The organism is Microlunatus capsulatus, assembly GCF_017876495.1.
In the GTDB taxonomy this organism is placed as follows: Bacteria; Actinomycetota; Actinomycetes; order Propionibacteriales; family Propionibacteriaceae; genus Microlunatus; species Microlunatus capsulatus.
The window spans coordinates 442,362-461,843 of the sequence record NZ_JAGIOB010000001.1; the positions used below are offsets into that span (position 1 = coordinate 442,362).

Annotated in this window: 19 protein-coding genes; 10 read left to right on the top strand and 9 right to left on the bottom strand. The window is 74.6% G+C overall.

Annotated features, from left to right (window positions below; genetic code table 11):
• Positions 1 to 95 precede the first annotated feature (95 nt).
• From JOF54_RS02065 to JOF54_RS02085, 5 genes are all read left to right on the top strand, one after another.
• A complete protein-coding gene (locus tag JOF54_RS02065) occupies positions 96 to 878 on the top strand; it encodes a DUF554 domain-containing protein (protein ID WP_210052555.1) in 783 nt (260 codons plus the stop codon).
• Positions 875 to 1,597 (top strand): AzlC family ABC transporter permease, encoded by a 723-nt coding sequence (locus JOF54_RS02070; protein WP_307803728.1) that lies wholly within the window; start codon positions 875 to 877, stop codon positions 1,595 to 1,597. The genes JOF54_RS02065 and JOF54_RS02070 overlap by 4 nt, the downstream gene beginning before the upstream one ends.
• A complete protein-coding gene (locus tag JOF54_RS02075) occupies positions 1,594 to 1,905 on the top strand; it encodes an AzlD domain-containing protein (protein ID WP_307803729.1) in 312 nt (103 codons plus the stop codon). Before JOF54_RS02070 ends, JOF54_RS02075 begins: the two co-directional genes overlap by 4 nt.
• Positions 1,906 to 2,018: 113 nt before the next feature.
• The gene (locus JOF54_RS02080; RefSeq protein ID WP_210052557.1) at positions 2,019 to 3,164 is read left to right on the top strand and encodes a zinc-dependent alcohol dehydrogenase; all 1,146 of its coding nucleotides are present in this window, start codon (positions 2,019 to 2,021) and stop codon (positions 3,162 to 3,164) included.
• A gap of 12 nt (positions 3,165 to 3,176) precedes the next feature.
• Positions 3,177 to 3,749, top strand: a complete 573-nt coding sequence (locus tag JOF54_RS02085) for a hypothetical protein (protein WP_210052559.1) — start codon at positions 3,177 to 3,179, stop codon at positions 3,747 to 3,749.
• A gap of 123 nt (positions 3,750 to 3,872) precedes the next feature.
• Here the strand turns inward: JOF54_RS02085 and JOF54_RS02090 are convergent, their stop codons facing one another.
• A complete protein-coding gene (locus JOF54_RS02090; RefSeq protein ID WP_210052560.1) occupies positions 3,873 to 4,919 on the bottom strand; it encodes a medium chain dehydrogenase/reductase family protein in 1,047 nt (348 codons plus the stop codon).
• Between the two features lie 120 nt (positions 4,920 to 5,039).
• Here JOF54_RS02090 and JOF54_RS02095 point away from each other — a divergent pair, with 120 nt between their 5' ends.
• Positions 5,040 to 5,768, top strand: a complete 729-nt coding sequence (locus JOF54_RS02095) for a TetR-like C-terminal domain-containing protein (protein WP_210052562.1) — start codon at positions 5,040 to 5,042, stop codon at positions 5,766 to 5,768.
• Here JOF54_RS02095 and deoC read toward each other — a convergent pair.
• From deoC to JOF54_RS02115, 4 genes are all read right to left on the bottom strand, one after another.
• Positions 5,762 to 6,469, bottom strand: coding sequence for a deoxyribose-phosphate aldolase (gene deoC / locus JOF54_RS02100; protein ID WP_372443457.1), 708 nt, complete (start codon positions 6,467 to 6,469; stop codon positions 5,762 to 5,764). The genes JOF54_RS02095 and deoC overlap by 7 nt on opposite strands.
• Positions 6,470 to 6,558: 89 nt before the next feature.
• On the bottom strand, positions 6,559 to 7,509 hold the full coding sequence (locus JOF54_RS02105; protein WP_210052567.1) for a sugar-binding transcriptional regulator: 951 nt from the start codon (positions 7,507 to 7,509) through the stop codon (positions 6,559 to 6,561).
• Positions 7,506 to 9,026, bottom strand: coding sequence for an FGGY-family carbohydrate kinase (locus JOF54_RS02110; RefSeq protein ID WP_210052569.1), 1,521 nt, complete (start codon positions 9,024 to 9,026; stop codon positions 7,506 to 7,508). Before JOF54_RS02110 ends, JOF54_RS02105 begins: the two co-directional genes overlap by 4 nt.
• Positions 9,027 to 9,028: 2 nt before the next feature.
• The gene (locus tag JOF54_RS02115; protein WP_307803732.1) at positions 9,029 to 10,102 is read right to left on the bottom strand and encodes a galactitol-1-phosphate 5-dehydrogenase; all 1,074 of its coding nucleotides are present in this window, start codon (positions 10,100 to 10,102) and stop codon (positions 9,029 to 9,031) included.
• 262 nt (positions 10,103 to 10,364) lie between these two features.
• On the opposite strand from JOF54_RS02115, the gene JOF54_RS02120 reads away from it, so the two are divergent.
• Positions 10,365 to 12,011, top strand: coding sequence for a RecQ family ATP-dependent DNA helicase (locus tag JOF54_RS02120; protein WP_210059279.1), 1,647 nt, complete (start codon positions 10,365 to 10,367; stop codon positions 12,009 to 12,011).
• Positions 12,012 to 12,039: 28 nt separating this feature from the next.
• Here the strand turns inward: JOF54_RS02120 and JOF54_RS02125 are convergent, their stop codons facing one another.
• A complete protein-coding gene (locus JOF54_RS02125) occupies positions 12,040 to 12,813 on the bottom strand; it encodes a GAF and ANTAR domain-containing protein (protein ID WP_210052571.1) in 774 nt (257 codons plus the stop codon).
• A gap of 107 nt (positions 12,814 to 12,920) precedes the next feature.
• On the opposite strand from JOF54_RS02125, the gene JOF54_RS02130 reads away from it, so the two are divergent.
• A complete protein-coding gene (locus tag JOF54_RS02130; RefSeq protein WP_210052573.1) occupies positions 12,921 to 13,628 on the top strand; it encodes a GAF and ANTAR domain-containing protein in 708 nt (235 codons plus the stop codon).
• A 5-nt stretch (positions 13,629 to 13,633) separates the two neighbouring features.
• On the opposite strand, the gene JOF54_RS21705 is transcribed toward JOF54_RS02130, so the two are convergent.
• Positions 13,634 to 13,855 (bottom strand): ANTAR domain-containing protein, encoded by a 222-nt coding sequence (locus JOF54_RS21705; RefSeq protein ID WP_210052575.1) that lies wholly within the window; start codon positions 13,853 to 13,855, stop codon positions 13,634 to 13,636.
• A gap of 265 nt (positions 13,856 to 14,120) precedes the next feature.
• Here JOF54_RS21705 and JOF54_RS20630 point away from each other — a divergent pair, with 265 nt between their 5' ends.
• Together JOF54_RS20630 and ybaK are read left to right on the top strand one after the other, a co-directional pair.
• The gene (locus JOF54_RS20630; protein WP_245357929.1) at positions 14,121 to 14,588 is read left to right on the top strand and encodes a hypothetical protein; all 468 of its coding nucleotides are present in this window, start codon (positions 14,121 to 14,123) and stop codon (positions 14,586 to 14,588) included.
• A 35-nt stretch (positions 14,589 to 14,623) separates the two neighbouring features.
• The gene (ybaK, locus tag JOF54_RS20635; protein ID WP_307803734.1) at positions 14,624 to 15,121 is read left to right on the top strand and encodes a Cys-tRNA(Pro) deacylase; all 498 of its coding nucleotides are present in this window, start codon (positions 14,624 to 14,626) and stop codon (positions 15,119 to 15,121) included.
• A 42-nt stretch (positions 15,122 to 15,163) separates the two neighbouring features.
• On the opposite strand, the gene JOF54_RS02145 is transcribed toward ybaK, so the two are convergent.
• Together JOF54_RS02145 and dnaE are read right to left on the bottom strand one after the other, a co-directional pair.
• Positions 15,164 to 15,748, bottom strand: a complete 585-nt coding sequence (locus JOF54_RS02145; protein WP_307803735.1) for a hypothetical protein — start codon at positions 15,746 to 15,748, stop codon at positions 15,164 to 15,166.
• 7 nt (positions 15,749 to 15,755) lie between these two features.
• Positions 15,756 to 19,349, bottom strand: coding sequence for a DNA polymerase III subunit alpha (gene dnaE, locus JOF54_RS02150; protein WP_210052576.1), 3,594 nt, complete (start codon positions 19,347 to 19,349; stop codon positions 15,756 to 15,758).
• Positions 19,350 to 19,482 lie beyond the last annotated feature (133 nt).

Below are 19,482 nucleotides of genomic sequence, written 5' to 3' on the forward strand. Positions count from 1 at the left end.
CCGCGCTGACAGCCCCGGGACGTTCTCAGCCGGGCCGCCGGCCCCGGCTAGGCTCAGCCGGCCCCGCTCCCCCCTCGTGACCCGACAGGACCGCCATGACCTTCGCCGGCGCCGGCACGCTCGTCAACGTCGCCACGGTGCTGGCCGGCGGTGGACTCGGGCTGGCGCTGGGGCACCGGCTCCCCGAGCGGACCCGGGACACCGTCACCGACGGGCTCGGCCTGGTCACCCTGCTGATCGGCGCGCTGTCCGCCGCCTCGGTCGGCTCGGCCGCCCTGGAGGGCGCCGTCGGCTCCTCGGCCCCCGTGCTCATCGTGCTCGGCGCCCTGCTGCTGGGCGGCATCGCCGGCTCCCTGGTCGACGTCGAGCGCCGGCTGGAGGACCTCGGCGGCTGGGTCCGGGTCCGCCTCGGACGCCGGAGCGCCGCGACGGCCGGCGCCGCGGCGGGCGAGGCCCAGGACGCGGCGCGGGAGCGGTTCATCGAGGGCTTCGTCACGTCCTCGCTGGTGTTCTGCGTCGGGCCGCTGACCATCCTCGGGGCCCTGTCCGACGGGCTGGGGCTGGGCGCGGAGCAGCTCTACCTCAAGGCGACGCTGGACGGCTTCGCCGCGATCGCCTTCGCCGCCTCCCTCGGCGTCGGGGTGCTGGCCTCCGCGCTCACGGTCGCCGTCGTGCAGGGCCTGCTGACCGTCGTCGGCCTCGTCGTCGGGGACGTGCTGCCCGCCGCCCACCTCGACGCGCTGACCGCCACCGGCGGGCTGCTGCTGCTGGGCGTCGGGCTGCGGCTGCTGCGGATCCGCCAGGTGCCCGTCGGCAACCTGCTGCCCGCGCTCGTGGTCGCGCCGCTGCTGGTCGCGGCCGTGGCGGCGTTCCGGTGAACGACGGGTCCGACGACGCCGCCGGTCCGGAGGTGGACGAGCGCGCCGCCCGCCGCTCGGTGCTGCGCGCGGCGGTCGGCATCGGCCTCTACGCCGCCGCCTTCGGGGCCTCGTTCGGCGCCGTGGCCACCGGCTCGGGGCTGAGTGCGGCCCAGGCGGTGGTGCTGAGCCTGGTGATGTTCTCGGGCGCCTCGCAGTTCGCCTTCACCGGCGTGGCCGCCGCCGGCGGGTCGGCGCTGACCGCCGTCGCCGCGGCGCTGCTGCTGGGCCTGCGCAACGCCTTCTACGGCGTCACCCTCACCTCGGTGCTGGCTCCGCGCGGCGCGTCCCGGTTCTGGACCGCGCACTTCGTCATCGACGAGACGACGGCCATGGCCGTCGGCCAGCGCGGCGTCCGGCTGCAGCGCTACGCGTTCTGGTCGACGGGGCTCATCCTCTGCGCGCTGTGGCAGCTGGGCACGCTCGCCGGCGCGCTGGCCGGCGGGATCGTCGACCCCGCCGACTTCGGCCTCGACGCCGCCGGTCCCGCCGTCTTCCTGGCCCTGCTCTGGCCGGGCCTCACGAGCCGCGAGGCCCGCTGGGTCGCGGTGGTCGGGGCGGCGCTCGCGCTGGCCCTGGTCCCCGTGGCGCCGCAGGGCGTGCCGGTCCTCGCCGCCGCCGGGGTCGCCGTGGCCGCGGGCCTGCGGCCGGGCGCGACCCGCACCGGGCCGGCGTCGTGACCGGGCTGTGGGTGGCCCTCGTCGTGGCGGCGGTCGGCAGCTACCTGACCAAGCTGGCCGGGCTGTCCCTCCCCGAGTCGGTGCTGGCCCACCCGCGCGTCCAGCGCGTCGCCGCCTTCCTGCCCGTCGCCATGCTGGCGGCGCTCGTCGCGGTGCAGCTGGCCGACGGCGGCGGGCGGTACGCGGTGGACTGGCGGGTGCTCGCCGGGGTGGCCGCGGCCGTCGTCGCCCTGCTCATGCGGCGCGGGTTCCTCGTCGTCTTCCTCACCGCCATCGCGGTCACGGCCCTGCTCCGCCTGCTCACCTGAGCGGACCACGGGAGGACGACGGGCCGGGGAGCGGCCACCGTCCCCCGCCGTTAGCGCTCGCGCCGGCGGGGTACGTCCTCGGGTGACGAGCAGCACCGAGGGAGGAGACGCCGATGCGGGCGATGGTCTACCGAGGGCCCTACACGGTCCGGGTGGAGGAGAAGGACGAGCCGAGGATCGAGCACCCCGGCGACGCGATCGTGAAGGTGACGCTGGCCGCCATCTGCGGCTCGGACCTGCACCTGTACCACGGGCTGATGCCCGACACCCGGGTCGGGCACACCTTCGGCCACGAGTTCATCGGGGTGGTGCACGAGGTCGGCCCCGACGTGGCGAACCTGCAGGTGGGTGACCGGGTCATGGTGCCGTTCAACATCTACTGCGGCTCCTGCTTCTTCTGCGCCCGCGGCCTGTACTCCAACTGCCACAACGTCAACCCGAACGCCACCGCGGTGGGCGGCATCTACGGCTACTCCCACACCACCGGCGGCTACGACGGCGGCCAGGCCGAGTACGTCCGGGTGCCGTTCGCCGACGTCGGACCGGCGAAGATCCCCGACTGGATGTCGGACGAGGACGCCGTGCTCTGCACCGACGCCCTGGCCACCGGCTACTTCGGGGCCCAGCTGGCCGACATCGAGCAGGGTGACGTCGTCGCCGTCTTCGGCGCGGGCCCCGTCGGCCTCTACGCCGCCGCGTCGGCCTGGCTGATGGGCGCGGGCCGCGTCATCGTCGTCGACCACCTCGACTACCGGCTGGAGAAGGCCCGCACCTTCGCGCACGCCGAGACCCGCAACTTCGCCGAGCTCGACGACGTCGTCGTGGAGATGAAGAAGATGACCGGCTGGCTCGGGGCGGACCGGGTGATCGACGCCGTGGGCGCCGAGGCCGACGGCAACCTGCGGCAGCAGGTCAGCGGGACCAAGCTCAAGCTGCAGGGCGGCTCCCCCGTCGCGCTCAACTGGGCCATCGACAGCGTCCGCAAGGGCGGCACCGTCTCGGTCGTCGGCGCCTACGGGCCGGTGCCGAACCTGGTGAAGTTCGGCGACGCCATGAACAAGGGCCTGACCATCCGGACCAACCAGACGCCGGTCAAGCGGCAGTGGCCCCGGCTGTTCTCCCACATCCAGAACGGCTACCTGGAGCCGAGCGGGATCGTCACCCACCGGGTGCCCCTGGAGCACATCGCGGAGGGCTACCACATGTTCTCGGCCAAGCTCGACGGCTGCATCAAGACCCTCGTCGAGCCCGGCGCCTGAAGGAGGAGACCGATGACCTACACCGCCGACCACCCGCCGCTGCCCGAGACCCCGGACCAGCTCCGCGCCCGGATCCCCGGCTGGGGCGCCGACCTCGACCCCGCCGACCGGCCCTCCTACCCGCGCGAGCGCTTCGACCCCGGCGCCTCCGGGGCGCGGTGGGACTTCCCCGAGCGCCAGCCCGAGCTGGCCGCGCGCGAGCGCTCCATCGAGCACGGGATGCTGCCGCCGGTCTTCGGCACCGCCCAGCCCCTGCACGGCGTCTCGGGTGCGATCCGCCGCCACGCCTACCGCCGCTACAGCGAGGCGCGCTCCGCGCACTGGCTGCTGCTCATCGCCGCCGACCGGGTCGACACCGCGGGGGCCCGCGTCCGTTCGCTCGCCAGCGCGCGGCCCGACGACCCGGTGACCGAGACGGGGGTGCTGGGCGAGGCCCGCCGGCACGGCTGGGCCTCGCGCGCCGGCCAGCACCGGGCCGACGTCCACCACCAGTGGCTCGACCCGGTCCTCGTCGCCGGGCCCTGGCTCGCCGCCGGAGCGCTCGGCTGGGCGGCCGTCCGGGTGGTCCGGAGACGGCGGGGCTGAGCGCGACCCCTCAGCGCTCGACACCCGCGCCCTGAGCTCGACCTCCGCACCCTGAGCCTGTCGAAGGGCCTTCGACAGGCTCAGGCAGCGGGGGGGCTCGGGCAGCGGGATCCAGCCGCGTGCTCAGGGGACGAGGACGACCTTGCCGTTGAGCGTGCGGGACTCGGCCAGCTCCAGGGCCCGGGCGGCGTCGGCGAGGGGGAAGCGGGCGGCGATGTTGGCCGTCAGCACCCCGTCGCGCAGCAGCGCGAGGACGTGCCCGAGGTCCGCCTCCAGGTGGGCCCGGAACCGGCGCGGCCGCAGCCGGTGCCCCGACCAGAGGTCGTAGAAGGTGGCCCGCTTCCCGTTGGGCAGGGCCGAGCGCAGCACCGTCTGGCCGATCGCGGTGAGGAAGGGGGTCCAGAGGCTCCCCGTCCCGCTCACCGCGGCGATGATCGCGTACGACACGAGGGTTCCACCCGGGGCCAGCAGGCCCCAGGCCGTGTCGGTCACCGGCCCGCCGATGTTGTCGAACACCGCGTCCACCCCGCCGGGGGCGAGCTCCCGCACGCGGGCGGCGAGGTCCGGGTCGGCGTAGTCGACGGGCTCGACGCCGGCCGCGCGGAGCGCCGCGTGGTGGCGGGGCGCGGCGGCGCCGACCACCCGCACGCCGTGGTGGTGCGCGAGCTGTATGAGGATGCCGCCCACGCCGCCGTTGGCCCCGAAGACCAGGACCGTCTGCCCGGGCCGGACGCGGGCGGCGCGGTGCAGCATCTGCCACGCGGTCACCCCGTTGACGACCACCGTCTCGGCCTCCTCGGGCTCGACGCCGTCGGGGACGCGGACGCTGTCGCGGGCCTCGACGACGACGTGCTCGGCCCAGGCCCCGGTCTTCGTCATCACCGCCACCCGCTGCCCGACGAGCGCCGGCTCGGCGCGCGGGCCGACGGCGACGACCCGGCCGACGAGGTCGTAGCCGGGGGTGAAGGGGAAGGCGGGCTGACCGGCGTAGCGGCCCTTGCGCATGGCCTGCTCGGCGTAGGAGATCCCGGTGGCCTCGACGCGGACGAGCAGCTGGCCCGGGCCGGGCGCGGCCACCGGGCCGGTCACGAGCTGGAGGCCGGACGGCTCGACCAGCCCCGGCAGGACCACCCGCGTCGTCGTCCGGGGCAGGGAGGGGGCGGTGCTCATGGTGGTCCTCGGCTCGGTCAGGAGGTGACAGCACCTCGCAATGTGAATACCCATCACACTAGAGAGACCCTGTTACGGTGTCAACGACCGAGGCCACCGAACCAGGAGCGAGGTGCGGCCGTGAGCACGGAGACCCGACGTCCGACGAGGCGCGAGGAGCGGCGCACGCAGACGGTGCAGGAGATCAGGGCACTGGCCCTGGACCAGGTCAGCGCCGGCGGGCCGGAGGCGGTGTCGCTCAGCGGGATCGTCCGGGCGATGTCGATGTCGCCCGCCGCGATCTACCGCTACGTCGAGAGCCGCGACGCCCTCCTCGCCGACCTCGTCGTGGACGCCTACGACGACTTCGCCGACGCCCTGGCCGCAGCGGCTCCCGCCGGGGCGGCACCGACCGCGCGGCTGGTCGCCGTCCTGGGCGCGGCCCGGACGTGGGCCCTGGCCCACCCGAACCGCTACCGGCTGGTCTTCCAGACCGCCAGCGGTTCGGGCCGTGACCTCGCGCCCGAGCGGACCGTGTCCGCGGCCTCGCGCAGCATGGCCGTCCTCGTCGACGCCCTGGAGGCCGCGCACGCCGCCGGCGGTGGCACCGACGCCGCGGACCGGGACGCCGGCACCGCCGCCCTCGACGCCGAGGTCGCCGCCTGGGGGCGGCGCGCCGGGCTCGACGGCCACCCGCCGCGGGTGCTGCGGCTGGCGCTCACCGCCTGGACCCGGCTGCACGGGGTCATCAGCCTGGAGCTGGGCGGTCACCTGGGGGCGGTCGGCGTCGACCCGGGCGCCCTCTACGCGGCCGAGGTCGCGGTGCTCGGCGCCGCGGTCGGCCCGGGCGGGGGCCCCGGCGCTCAGTAGCCGGCGGAGGCCCCGGCCGCCCCGCTGCCGGACTCCAGCAGCGCGCGGGAGCCGGAGACGCCGAGCCGGGTGGCACCGGCGGCGACCATCCGGCGGGCGTCGTCGAGGGTGCGGACACCGCCCGAGGCCTTGACGTGGGCGCGGTCGCCGACGGTCTGCGCCATCAGCCGGACCGCGTGCTCGGTGGCACCGCCGGCCGGGTGGAAGCCGGTGGAGGTCTTGACGAAGTCCGCACCCGCCTCGACGGCGGCCCGGCAGACGCCCACGACCTCGTCGTCGGTGAGGACGGCGGACTCGATGATCACCTTGAGCACCGTCGGGGCCGGCACCGCGGCCCGGACGGCCGCGACGTCGGCCTGCACGGCGGCGAAGTCCCCGGCCTTGGCGGCGCCGACGTCGATCACCATGTCGATCTCGTCCGCCCCTGCGCGGACGGCCTGGGTCGCCTCGGCGGCCTTGGTCGCGGAGGTGTGCTTGCCGCTCGGGAAGCCGGTGACGGCGGCGACCTTGAGCCCGCTGCCCGCCGGGACGTCCAGCGGCAGCATCGAGGGCGAGACGCAGACGGAGTAGGTGCCCAGCGCGACGGCCTCGGCGACCAGCGCCTCGACGTCGGCCCGGGTGGCCTCGGGCTTGAGCAGCGTGTGGTCGATGAGCCGGGCGACGGCGGCGGGGCTCAGCTCGGGGATGCGGTTGTCGGTCACGGGATGCCTTCCGGTCGGTGCTGCGGGGTCTGGGTGGATCGGGGTGGGTGCGGGGACGGGCTGCGGGAGCATCGTCCCGCGCCGGGTGCTCAGCCGGCGCCGAGGGCGCGGCGGGCGGCGTCCTCGTCGGTGACGAGGACCGAGCAGAGACCGCTGGTCAGGGCGGCGAGGATGACGTCGGCCTTGGCGGGGCCGGAGGCGACGGCGACGGCCAGCTCCGCGGCGCGGAGGTCGTCCAGGGTCAGCCCGACGGTCCGGGACTCGACGCCGGCGTCGGCGACGGCGCCGTCGGGGGTCACGTAGTGGCCGAGGACGTCGCCGCAGGCGCCGGCCGCGCGCAACCGGTCCAGCTCGGCGGGGCTGACGGCGCCGCTCTGCACCAGCACCGAGTCCGGGCTCAGGGCGCCGAGGGAGAACAGCAGCGCGTCCGCGCCGCGGGCCCTGTCCAGCGTCTCCCGCACCGAGGACTCGGCGTAGAGCGCCGTCCGGGTGCTGGCGTGCTCGACGATGGCGGGCAACGGCAGCAGGGTGGCCCGGCCGTTCCCGCTCCGGGCGATGCTCAGGGCCACGTCCGCCGCCGTCGTCGGGCGCACGGAGCGGCTGACGTTGCCGTTGACCTGGACCACCTCGAGCCCGGTGGTCCAGCCGGCCGGCAGCACCGCGGCCACCTCCTGCAGGGTGTTGCCCCAGGAGACGCCGAGGGTGCGCAGGGAGCGGCCGCGGCTGCGCAGCAGGTCCGCGGCGGCCAGCGCCACGTGCGTGCTGCCCGGCGCCGCACCACCGGGCGCGGGCACGACGACGCAGTCGCGCAGCCCGAAGCGGGCGCGGAGCTCGGCCTCGAGGTCGTGCCGGCGGGCGCGGGGGTGGACGACGGTGATCTGGACGATCCCCTCCGCCCGGGCCTCCTCCAGCAGCCGGCCGACCTTCCACCGCGTGAGGTGCAGCTCGTGGCCGATGTCCTCCTGGGTGCGGCCCTGCTCCCAGTAGCGCTGCGCGACCTCCAGCAGCAGGGCCGTCCGGTCCCCGGGCGGCGTGCTCACCGCGCGGCCAGCCGGTCGACGGAGGCGTGCATCAGCGGCGTGAGCGCCTGCATCAGCCCGACGTAGTCGGCGTAGGTCTGGCGGTAGAGCGCGTGCCGGGCCGGGTCCGGGGTGAGCGTGCGGGTGCGCGGTGCGTAGGCCGCCGCGCCCTCGTCCAGCCCGCTCACCAGGCCGGCGCCCGCCGCCCCGATGACCGCGCAGGCCCGCAGGGTCAGGTTGTCGCCGTCGACGACCTCCACCTCGCGGCCCAGCACGTCGACGGTGACCTGCTGCCAGAGCCGGTTCTTCTCGATCCCGCCGGAGAACACCAGCCGGCCGCACGCGACGCCGGCCCGCTCGAAGGAGTCGACGACGCCCTTCGTGCCGCAGGCCACGGCTTCGACCGAGGCCCGGTAGAGCTCGGCCCGGGTGGTGCCCAGGGTGAGCCCGACGACGGCGCCGCGGAGCCGGGCGTCGCGGTAGGGCGTCCGGTTGCCCATGAAGGTGTCGAGGGCCAGCAGCCCGTGCGCTCCGGCCTCGACCCGGGAGGCCTCCTCGACCAGGGTGGAGAGGTCCGTGCGGGCGACGCCCATGATGTTCTCGGCGGCCCAGGTGAGGACGGAGCCGCTGGTGACCTGGCCGCCCTCGACCAGCCACTTCGTCGTCCGCAGGGCGTGCGGGTAGGGCCCCCAGATCTCGGTCGTCTCGGTGGGCTCGTCGACCTCGGCGATGATCGCCGAGGACGTGCCGGAGACCAGCGAGACGACGTCGTCGGACGCCCCGCAGGACAGCAGCGAGACGTGGGCGTCGATCCCGCCGACGACGACGGGCGCACCAGGAGCGGTCCCGAAGGCCGCGGCCGCCTCCGCGGTCAGCGGCCCGGCGACCGAGCCGACGGGCAGGATCTGGTCGGGGAGCCGCTCGACGAGGTCGGCGACCCCGAGGTCGGCGTACAACCCGACGGGGAACGCGCCGCGCAGGCCGTCGTAGTTGTACTTGCAGACGGCGTTCATCTGCGAGCCCACCCAGCGCCCGGTCAGCCGGAAGGTCAGGTAGTCGATTGCCTCGACGACCCGCGCCGCCCGCGCCCAGGTGGCCGGCTCGTGCTCCTTGAGCCAGACAGCCTTCGGCAGCAGCCACTCCGACGCGTCCGATCCGCCGGACCAGGCCAGCACCGGGTGCCGGTCGGCCAGCCCCGCCGTCCGGGCCGCCTGGGCCGAGGCCCGGGAGTCCATCCAGAGGATGGCGGGCCGCAGCGGCCGGCCGTCGGCGTCGAGGACCGCCACCGTCGAGGCGGTGGTGGCCGACGCGACCGCCAGCACCGGGCCGGCGGCGCGGCAGGCGTCGGTGGCCAGCAGGGTCCGGGCGGCGTCGACGACGGCGGCCCACCAGGCCTCCGGGTCCTGCTCGGCCCAGCCGGCGCGGGGGAAGGAGGTGGCGTAGGGCCGGTGCACCGAGCCGAGGGCGGTGCCGTCCTCGGTGAAGGCGCCCACCCGGGCGCCCTCGGTGCCGAGGTCGAGCCCCAGCAGCAGGCCCACGCTCAGCCCGCGTTCGGGACGAAGATCACCTTGGAGGAGTGCTCCGACCGCGCGCCCAGCTTCTGCATCATCTCGGGCAGGGCGGACAGCGGCAGCTCGTGGGTGATCATGAACTCCCAGCGCAGCTCGCCGGAGGCCATCTTGGCCGCGGACACGCGCCACTCGTCGCCCGGGAACGGGGCCGAGAACGAGTTCCACGAGCCGTGCAGGGTGACCTCCAGGCGCAGGAACTGGTTGAAGGTCTCCTTGGCCAGCTCGACGGGGGCGTGCGGGATGCCGACGAACACGGCGTGCCCCTTGGGGCCCACCAGCCGGGCGGCCATGTCGGCCGTCACCGCGACGCCCGCGGACTCCAGGACGACGTCGAAGCCGCGTCCGGCCAGGGCCTTGGCCTCGTCGAGGGTCTGGACGGCGTGGTCGGCGCCGGCCTCGCGGGCCATCGCCGACTTCTCCTCGCTGAGGTCGATGGTGACGACCTCGGCGGCCCCGTGCAGGCGGGCCCACTGGACGGCGAAGAGCCCGATGGGGCCGGCGCCGACGACGAGCACCCGGTGGCCGGCGCGCAGGCCGGTCTTCCAGAGCGCGTGCAGGGCGATGGCGGCCGGGTCGAGCATCGCGGCGGCGCGGGGGTCGAGGCCCTCCGGCATCAGCAGCAGGTTGCCGACGGGCGAGACGACGTACTGGGCGTAGGCGCCGTCGCTGCGGCTGCCGAAGTAGTCGTAGTCCTCGCAGAGGCCGAAGTCGCCGCGCACGCAGAAGTCGCAGTGCCGGCAGGGGATCAGCGGCGGGACGGAGACGAGGTCGCCGGGGCTGAAGCCGGTGACGCCCTCCCCCAGCGTCTCGACGTGGGCGGAGAACTCGTGGCCGCAGATGATCGGCATGACGTAGCCGCCGTTGCGCAGCATCCGGGGGATGTCGGAGCCGCAGACACCGCAGGCCGCGACCTTGAGCAGCACCTCGCCGGGACCGGGCGAGGGCACCGGGACCTCCTCGACGCGGATGTCCCCGGGCGCGTGCATCACGGCGGCGGTCATCACGGCGGGCAGGGCGGACGCGGTGCTGGGCTGGTCGGTCACGGTTCTCCTCGGGACGGGGTGCGGGGCGGTCACCGACGCTAGCCGCCCACCGCGCCGGCCGGCAACTTCTGTTGGCACCTTTGCTCAGATGAGCAGGACGGTCGCGACGACGGTCGACGCCGAGTTGTGAGGAGTTCGGCCGGGTACTCGCAGGCGAAGTCCTCACAACTTCTGCCCCCACCGGCGCGGGCCCGGGGCAACGCCCTGCGGATCCGCGTCGTTAGGCCCCGGCGCGGCCGGGTAGCCCGGTGTCGTGCCCACGATGACCACCCGCCTGCAGCAGGTCGCCGCCGAGACGTTCGGCTGGGACGCGCTGCACCCCGAGCAGCTCGCGGCCATGGAACCGCTGATGGAGGGCCACGACGTCCTCGCGGTCCTGCCCACCGGCGCCGGCAAGTCCGCCATCTACCAGGTCCCGGCCCTGCTGCTGCCGGGGCCGACGCTCGTCGTCTCCCCGCTGCTCGCGCTGCAGGAGGACCAGGTGGACGGGATCGAGAGCTCCGAGGCGCCGGAGGCGGTCGCGGTGAACTCGGCGCAGCGGACAGCGGAGCGCCGGCACGCCTGGCGGGCGGTCGAGGAGGGCGAGGCCGAGTACCTCTTCCTCTCCCCCGAGCAGCTGGCCAAGGACGAGGTCGTCGACGAGCTGGCCGGTCTGGGCATCAGCCTCTTCGTCGTCGACGAGGCGCACTGCGTCTCGGCGTGGGGGCACGACTTCCGGCCGGAGTACCTGCGGCTCGGCGGCGCGATCGCCCGGCTGGGGCACCCGCCCGTCGTCGCCCTCACCGCGACCGCGGCGCAACCGGTGCGCGAGGACATCGTCGAGCGCCTGCGGCTGCGGGACCACCGCGAGGTGGTGGCCAGCTTCGACCGGCCGAACCTGCGGCTGACCGTCGAGCACGCCTCGGAGGACCGCCGCAAGCGCGAGCAGGTGGTGGTCCGGGTCCGGACCCTGATGGCCGACCCGGGGACCCGCAGCGGCCTGGTCTACACCGCCAGCCGCAAGGACGCGGAGCTCTACGCCGGCGAGCTGGAGCAGTTCGGGATCCGGGCGGCGGCCTACCACGCCGGCCTGCGGGCGGCCGAGCGGACGCGCGTCCACGAGGGCTTCCTCGACGGCTCGGTCGAGGTGGTCGTGGCCACCTCCGCCTTCGGCATGGGCATCGACAAGCCCGACGTGCGCTTCGTGGTGCACGCCTCGGCCCCGGAGTCGCTGGACTCCTACTACCAGCAGATCGGCCGCGCCGGCCGGGACGGCGCACCGGCCGAGATCGTCCTCTTCTACCGCCCCGAGGACCTCAACCTGCAGCGGTTCCTCACCTCCCACAAGGCCCCGGTCAAGGCGCTGGCCCGGGTGGCCGACGCCCTGCACGAGCGCGCGGACCCGCTCCGGCCAGCCGAGCTGGGGCGTGAGCTCGACCTCTCCCCCGCGAAGCGGACCCGCGCCGTCAACCTCCTCGAGCAGGCCGGGGCGGTCGGCACCAGCGAGGACGGCCGGCTGGAGTACCTGGACCCGCAGATGGGAACCGGCGAGGCCGTCGAGCGGGCGGTCGGGGTGGCCGAGACGCACCAGCGGCTCACCCGGTCGCGGATCGAGATGATGCGGGGCTACGCCGAGACCACGGGGTGCCGGCGGCAGTTCCTGCTCGGCTACTTCGGCGAGGAGCTGACCTCCCCCTGCGGCAGCTGCGACACCTGCGAGGCCGGCACCGCGTCCGAGCAGCCCGGGGAGGACGAGGGCCCCTACCGCCGCGGGAGCGTCGTCGAGCACCGGGAGTGGGGCCGCGGCCTGGTCATGTCGCTGGAGCAGGACCGGCTCACCGTCCTGTTCGACGACACCGGCTACAAGACCCTGGCCCTGCAGGCGGTGGAGCAGAACGACCTGCTGACCCCGCTGGAGCCCTCGGCCTGACCGCCGGGCCGCGCCGTCCCGGTCGCGGTCAGCGGCGCGGCGCGGCCGGCGTCGCCCCCGGCACGGGCGGCTCGAAGGACCCCTGCCGGACCAGCTCGGAGGCCACGTCGCGCAAGGTGCGGTTGCTGGTCTGGCTGACGCGGCTCAGCACGAGGAACGCCGCCGCGGCCGTCACCTTGTGGCGCTCCATGAGGATGCCCTTGGCCTGGCCGATGAGGTCGCGGCTGTCGATGGCTCCGCGCAGGCTCTCCTGCTCCTGCGCCCCGGACATCGCCACCGCCGCGTGCGAGGCGAACAGCAGGGCGACGTGCTCGGACTCGTCGCCGAACGCGTCCGGGACGCTGCTGAACAGGTTGAGCGCCCCGAGGCTGTCGCCCTCGACGAACAGCTGCACGGCCAGCATGCTGCCCACCCCGAGCTCGCGCGCGCGGGCGGCGAAGCGCGGCCACCGACGCTCGCGCGCCATCGACGGGAGCCGCGCCGTCCGCTGCTCGTAGAGGGTGTCCAGGCAGGGCCCCTGGCCCGTCTCCACCTGCGCCCGGTCCACCGCCTCCGGCAGCTCCCCGCTGCTCGCCCGGGTGACCATGGCCCGCCGCCGCACGATCGTCGACAGGCTCGCGTGCTCGACGCCGGGCACCAGGGCCACCGCGCCGTCGACGACGCCCTGCAGGGTCGCCCCCACCCCGACCTCCTGCTGCAGCGTCTGGGCCACCTCGCTGAGCAGGGTCGCGAGGTCGTCGCCGCGGGCGCGGTCGTGGTCGGCCGAGGTCCCCGGCCGCTCCCGCCCCCCGCCGACGCTCATGCCGGGGAGTCTGGCACGTCGGTGCCCCCGGCGCCGGGTCCCGCGTCGGCGGTCCCCGATCGGGGTAAGCGGTGTCCAGCGGTACGAGGAGTCCGGGAGGACCTGCGGTGGATCTGACGGGTATGCACGAGGAGCTGGCACGGGTCGTGGTCCACGACCGCGAGCTCGACGAGGTGCTGCACGACATCACCGGCATCGCCCACCGGGCGATGCCGGGCTGCGACGCGGCCTCGATCACCCTGGTCCGGGCCGCGGAGGGCCACACCGCCGCCTACGACGGCCAGCTGGCCCTGGACGCCGACGAGCTGCAGTACGCCGAGGGCTACGGTCCCTGCCTGGACGCCGGACGGGCCGGCGAGGTGCTGCTCGTCCGGGACACCCGCACCGAGGACCGGTGGCCGGAGTACACGGCCCGGGCCGCGGAGCGCGGGATCGGCAGCTCGCTGTCGCTCCCCCTGCCCTTCCAGTACGCGACCGTCGGCGCGCTCAACACCTACGCCGTCCGGCCGGACGCCTTCTCCGACGAGGACGTCGCGCGGGGCGAGGAGGTGGCCACCTGGGTGGCCCTGGCCATCGGCAACGCCGAGTCCTCGTCGATGACCAACCAGGAGCTGCGGGACCTGCGGACCGCGATGGTCTCCCGGGCCACCATCGAGCAGGCCAAGGGCGTGCTCATGGAGCGCTACAGGGTGACCGCCGAGCAGGCGTTCACGCTGCTCGCCCGCGCCTCCCAGCACGGCAACGTCAAGCTCCGCGACGTCGCCGACGAGCTCGTGCAGACCGGGGTGCTCCGCGGCGCCACCCGGACGCGCTGACCCGTTCACGCGGGCTCGCGGGGCACGGCGGCCAGCACCCCGGCGGCGACGGCGGCCGGGCTCAGCCGGCGGGTCCGCGCCGAGGCGAGGAGCAGGGCGAGCGCCGCCTCGGCCGTGCAGCCGTGGGTGACCATCAGCACCCCCGTGGCCCGGGCGACCAGGGCGCGGTCGTGCAGCCCGGACCCGCGGGCGGGCGGACCGGGAGGGGACGGGTCGGGAGGGTGCACAGCGGTCCTCACGCAGGGCGGTCGGCCGCTCCGCGCACGGCACGGCCGCTGCTCGGGCCGCTGCCTGACCCGGGACGGTCCGCGACGACCGGTACCGCCCGCCGCCCTCGGGCGGCCGCAGGCCCCGACCCTACGCCGCTGTGACGCACCTCCCCCGTCGCCGCGCGACCCGGGAGGTCCCCGCCGACTAGGCTGGGAGCCCGCGCAGCCAGGCTGCGCCCGGTCGACGCCGCCTGGATGCCACCCACCGTCAGGAGCTCCGCGCATGACCGCCGTCGCCACCACCCCGCGCCCCGTGGTCCTCCCGCCCCCGGGCCGCCGGCCCCGTGTCCTGTTCGTCGGGCACGACGCGGGCTCCCCGCAGATCGCCGCCAGCGTGCTGCGCCAGGTGGCCGGGGACGCCGTCGTCGTCGGGACCTCCGGCACCCAGCCCGCCGACCCGGGCGGGCGTGCCGACGAGATGCTCGTGGCGATGGGCCTCGACCCGGCCGAGGAGCGCCCCCTGAGCGCGGGCTCCCTGCGCGCCGCCGACCGCGTCGTCGTGCTGGGCACCGACGTCGACGTGGCCCGGCTGCCGGGCCCGCGCTACGAGCAGTGGGACCTGGAGGCCGACGACCTGCTGACGCGCGTCGAGGCCCTGGTGGACGAGCTGACGGCGGCGCCCGTCAGCAGCACGCCGCCTCCCCCGCTGGCCCGGCTCCGCGCCCGGCTGGCCGCGCTCCGGCACCGCTGAGCAGTCGCCGGGCCCCCGCTGGTAGGACGGAGACCGTGAAGAGCTCGAAGAGCAGCCGGACCGGGGGCGGGACGCCGGCGACGGCGGCGCTGACCGCGGCCGGCGTGGCGCACACGCTGCACCCCTACGCGCACCAGGACGGTGTCGAGCGGTTCGGCGAGGAGGCGGCCGCCGCGCTGGGCGTGGCGCCGGAGCGGATCTTCAAGACCCTGGTCGCCGACCTCGGCGGTGAGCTGGTCGTCGCCGTCGTGCCGGTCGCCCGGCAGCTGGACCTCAAGGCGCTCGCCGCCGCGCTGGGGGCGAAGAAGGCCGCGATGGCCGACCCCGCGGCCGCGACCCGCAGCACGGGCTACGTGCTGGGCGGGATCTCCCCGCTCGGCCAGCGGACCCGGCTGCGGACCGTGGTCGACAGCTCGGCCGCCGGCTTCCCCACCGTGCTGGTCTCCGCGGGCCGGCGCGGGCTGCAGGTGGAGCTGTCGCCGGAGGCCCTCGTCACGACCACCGGGGCACTGACGGCACCCATCGGCCACTGAGCCGCGCGGCCGCCGGCGGTCCGCCGCCCGGCGAGCGGTGGCTCAGGCCGGGCCCGGAGCGGTGCGGGTCTCCTCGGCCGGCTCCACGGGCTCGGCCGGCTCCTCCTCGTCACGCCCGAGCGAGGAGCCCAGCAGGACGGGGACGACGGCCAGGAACGGCCAGACCAGCAGCGACGCCGGGGCCCGGAGCTCCAGCGCCACCGGCACGACGTCGCCCGGACCGGCAGCGGCGAGCCGGGGGTTGAACGGGCCCGGGCCCGACACCGTCCCCACCCACCAGGCGACCAGGGCAGCGGCGGACGCGGCGACGACGACGAGCAGCACCAGCGGCCAGCCGAGGGACCGCAGCCGGCGCCAGGCCACCAGCCCCAGCAGCAGGCCGACGACGCCCCCCACCAGGCAGAACCAGGCGTCGGAGCCGAACAGCGCGGTCAGGCCGCGCTCGGTGGTCGAGGCCCCGCCATCCGGCCCGACGACGTAGACGGGCAGGTCGACGACGGCCTCCCAGACGACCCCGCCCAGCGCCCCCAGGCCGAGGGCGAGGGCGACGAAGCAGGCGACGGCCCCCGCGCTCCCGCGGGACCGCGCGCGGGCGGGCGCGCCGTCGCTGCTCAGCAGCTCCGGCACGGCGCCCTCACGAGGCGAGGCACGACGGACCCAGCAGCGCCTTGAGGTCGGCCATCAGGGGTCCCGATGGCGTCACCCGCAGCTGGTCGTCCAACTTCATCACCGTCGTCTTGCCCGAGGACTGCAGCCGCAGCCGCACCTCCGTCATCCCGGGGTGGCCGGCCAGCACCTGGCGGAGCTGCTGGACCACCGGCGGGGTGCAGCGGACGGCCGGCAGCGAGATGACCACCGGGCCCGAGGGGCCGTCGGTGATGTCGGGCAGGGTGAGCTCCTGCGCGCTGATGGAGACCGAGTCGTCGTCGCGCTTGAGCCGGCCCTTGACCTTGACCACGACGTCGGTGGCCAGCACCGTCGAGACGAGGTCGTAGGCCTTGGGGAACAGCAGCACCTCGACCGAGGCCTCGAGGTCCTCGACGGTGATCACCGCCCAGATGTCCCCGCGCTTGGTCGTCTTGCGGGTGACGTTGGTGATCATCCCCGCGATGGTGACCATGCCCTCCTTGGGCCCGTCGTCGGCCAGCAGCTCGGCGATGGCCACGTCCCGCTCGCCGACGAGGATGTGCTCCAGGCCCTGCAGGGGGTGGTCGCTGACGTAGAGGCCGAGCATGTCGCGCTCGAACGCCAGCTTGGTCCGCTTGTCCCAGTCGGCGAGGTCGGGCACCGTGCCCGACAGCACCGGGTCGTTGCCGCCGTCGCCGTCGCCCCAGTCGCCGAACAGGTCGTCCTGGCCGTGGGCCTCGTTGCGCTTGAGGTCGAGCACGCCGTCGACGGCGGCCTCGTAGACGCTCATCAGCGCGCGGCGGGTGTGGCCCATCGACTCGAAGGCGCCGGCCTTGATCAGGGACTCGATGACCCGCTTGTTGCAGACGACCAGCGGCACCTGGTCGAGGAAGCCGTGGAAGTTGACCGCCTTGCCGTGCTGCTCGCGCGCGTTCACGATCCCGTCGACGACGTTGGCGCCGACGTTGCGGATGGCCGTCAGGCCGAAGCGGATGTCGGTCCCGACGGGGGTGAAGTTGGCCGCGGACTCGTTGACGTCGGGCGGCAGCACCTGGATGCCCATCCGCCGGCACTCCGACAGGTAGATGGCCATCTTGTCCTTGTCGTCGGCCACCGAGGTGAGCAGCGCCGCCATGAACTCGGCCGGGAAGTTGGCCTTGAGGTAGGCCGTCCAGTACGACACCAGCCCGTAGGCGGCGGTGTGGGCCTTGTTGAACGCGTAGTCGGAGAAGGGGACGAGGATGTCCCACAGCGCCTTGACCGCCGCCTCGCCGTAGCCGTTCGCCCGCATGCCGTCGGAGAACGGCACGAACTCGGCGTCGAGGACCTCCTTCTTCTTCTTGCCCATCGCGCGGCGCAGCAGGTCGGCCTGGCCCAGGCTGTACCCGGCGACCTTCTGCGCGATCGCCATCACCTGCTCCTGGTACACGATCAGGCCGTGCGTGGTGCCGAGGATCTCCGCCAGCGGCTCCTCGAGCTCGGCGTGGATGGGGGTGATCTCCTGGCGCTTGTTCTTGCGCAGGGCGTAGTTCGTGTGGCTGTCCGCGCCCATCGGGCCGGGGCGGTACAGCGCCAGCACCGCGGAGATGTCCTCGAAGTTGTCGGGGCGCATCAGCCGCAGCAGCGAGCGCATCGGCCCGCCGTCGAGCTGGAACACCCCGAGGGTGTCCCCGCGGCCCAGCAGGGCGTAGCTGGCGGCGTCGTCCAGGGGCAGGTCCTCCAGCACCATCTCGAAGCCGCGGTTGAGCCGGATGTTGCCCACCGCGTCGTCGAGGACGGTGAGGTTGCGCAGCCCCAGGAAGTCCATCTTGATCAGCCCGAGCGACTCGCACGTCGGGTAGTCCAGCTGGGTGATGATCGCGCCGTCCTGCTCGCGGCGCATGATCGGGATGATGTCGATCAGCGGCTCGCTGGACATGATCACGCCGGCCGCGTGCACGCCCCACTGGCGCTTCAGACCCTCGAGGTCGCGGGCCGTGTCGACGACCTTGGCCACCTCGGGGTCGTTCTCGTAGAGCGCGCGGAACTCCCCGCCCTCGCCGTAGCGCGCGTGCTCGCGGTCGAACAGCTTGGCCAGCGGGACGTCCTTGCCCATCACCGGGGCCGGCATGGCCTTGGTGATCCGCTCCCCCACCCCGAACGGGTAGCCGAGCACGCGGGAGGCGTCCTTGACGGCCTGCTTGGCCTTGATGGTGCCGTAGGTGACGATCTGGCTGACCCGGTCGTCGCCGTACTTCTCGGTGACGTAGCGGATGACCTCGCCGCGCCGGCGCTCGTCGAAGTCGATGTCGAAGTCGGGCATCGAGACGCGGTCGGGGTTGAGGAACCGCTCGAAGATCAGGCCGTGCTGCAGCGGGTCGAGGTCGGTGATCCGCATGGCGTAAGCGGCCATCGAGCCGGCGCCCGACCCGCGGCCCGGACCGACCCGGATGCCGTTCTCCTTCGCCCAGTTGATGAAGTCAGCGACGACGAGGAAGTACCCCGCGAAGCCCATCGAGAGGATGACCCCGGTCTCGAACTCGGCCTGCTTCCGCACGTGGTCGGGGATCCCGCGCGGGTAGCGGCGGGCCAGACCGGTCTCCACCTCCTTGACGAACCAGGAGGCCTCGTCCTCCCCGGGCGGGCAGGGGTAGCGCGGCATGAAGGCGCCGACCCGCTCGTTGAAGGAGATGTCGCAGCGCTCGGCGATGGCCAGGGTGTTGTCGCAGGCCTCGGGCAGCTCGGCGAAGAGCTCGCGCATCTCGGCCGGGGACTTGAGGTAGTAGCTGTCGCCGTCGAACTTGAAGCGGTTGCCGTCGGCCATCGTGGAGCCGGTCTGCACGCAGAGCAGCACCTCGTGGGCCGACGCGTCCGACCGGGCGGCGTAGTGCAGGTCGTTGGTCGCGACCAGCGGCAGGTGCAGGTCCTTCGCGATCCGCAGCAGGTCCTTGCGGACCCGGCTCTCGATGCTGAGCCCGTGGTCCATCAGCTCGACGAAGTAGTTCTCGGCGCCGAAGATGTCCTTGAACTCGGCGGCGCTGGCCACGGCCTCGTCGTAGCGGCCGAGGCGCAGGTAGGTCTGCACCTCCCCCGACGGGCAGCCCGTGGTGGCGATCAGGCCCTTGGCGTAGGTCTGCAGCAGCTCGCGGTCGGCCCGCGGCTTGTAGAAGTACCCCTCCAGCGAGCTGCGCGAGCCCAGCCGGAACAGGTTGTGCATGCCCTCGGTGGACTCCGACCACAGCGTCATGTGGGTGAAGGCACCACCGCCGGAGACGTCGTCGCCGCCGCCGTCGCCCCAGCGGACCCGCTTGCGCTCGCTGCGGTGCGTCTTGGGGGTGACGTAGGCCTCGAGGCCGATGATCGGCTTCACGCCGGAGGTCTTGGACGCCTTGTAGAACTCGTAGGCCCCGAAGAGGTTGCCGTGGTCGGTCATCGCGACCGCCGGCATGCCCATCTCCGCGGCGCCCTTGAAGAGGTCGGACACCCGGGCCGCGCCGTCGAGCATCGAGTACTCGGAGTGGACGTGCAGGTGGACGAAGGAGTCGCTCCCGCCCGATCGGCCCGCGCTGGTGGTGGTGCCCGGAGGTGTCGCGCCGCTCACGGCTGTGGAGCTGTCCGGCATGTTCTCGATCGACCTCCAACTCGCTGCCCTGCCCGCTTCGCCGCCCGCTCCACGGACCCCGCGCCGGGGGTCCGCCGGCCGACCGGCAAGCGCCTACAGTAGTCGCTCGACCCGCCGTGACCGGCCACGGCAC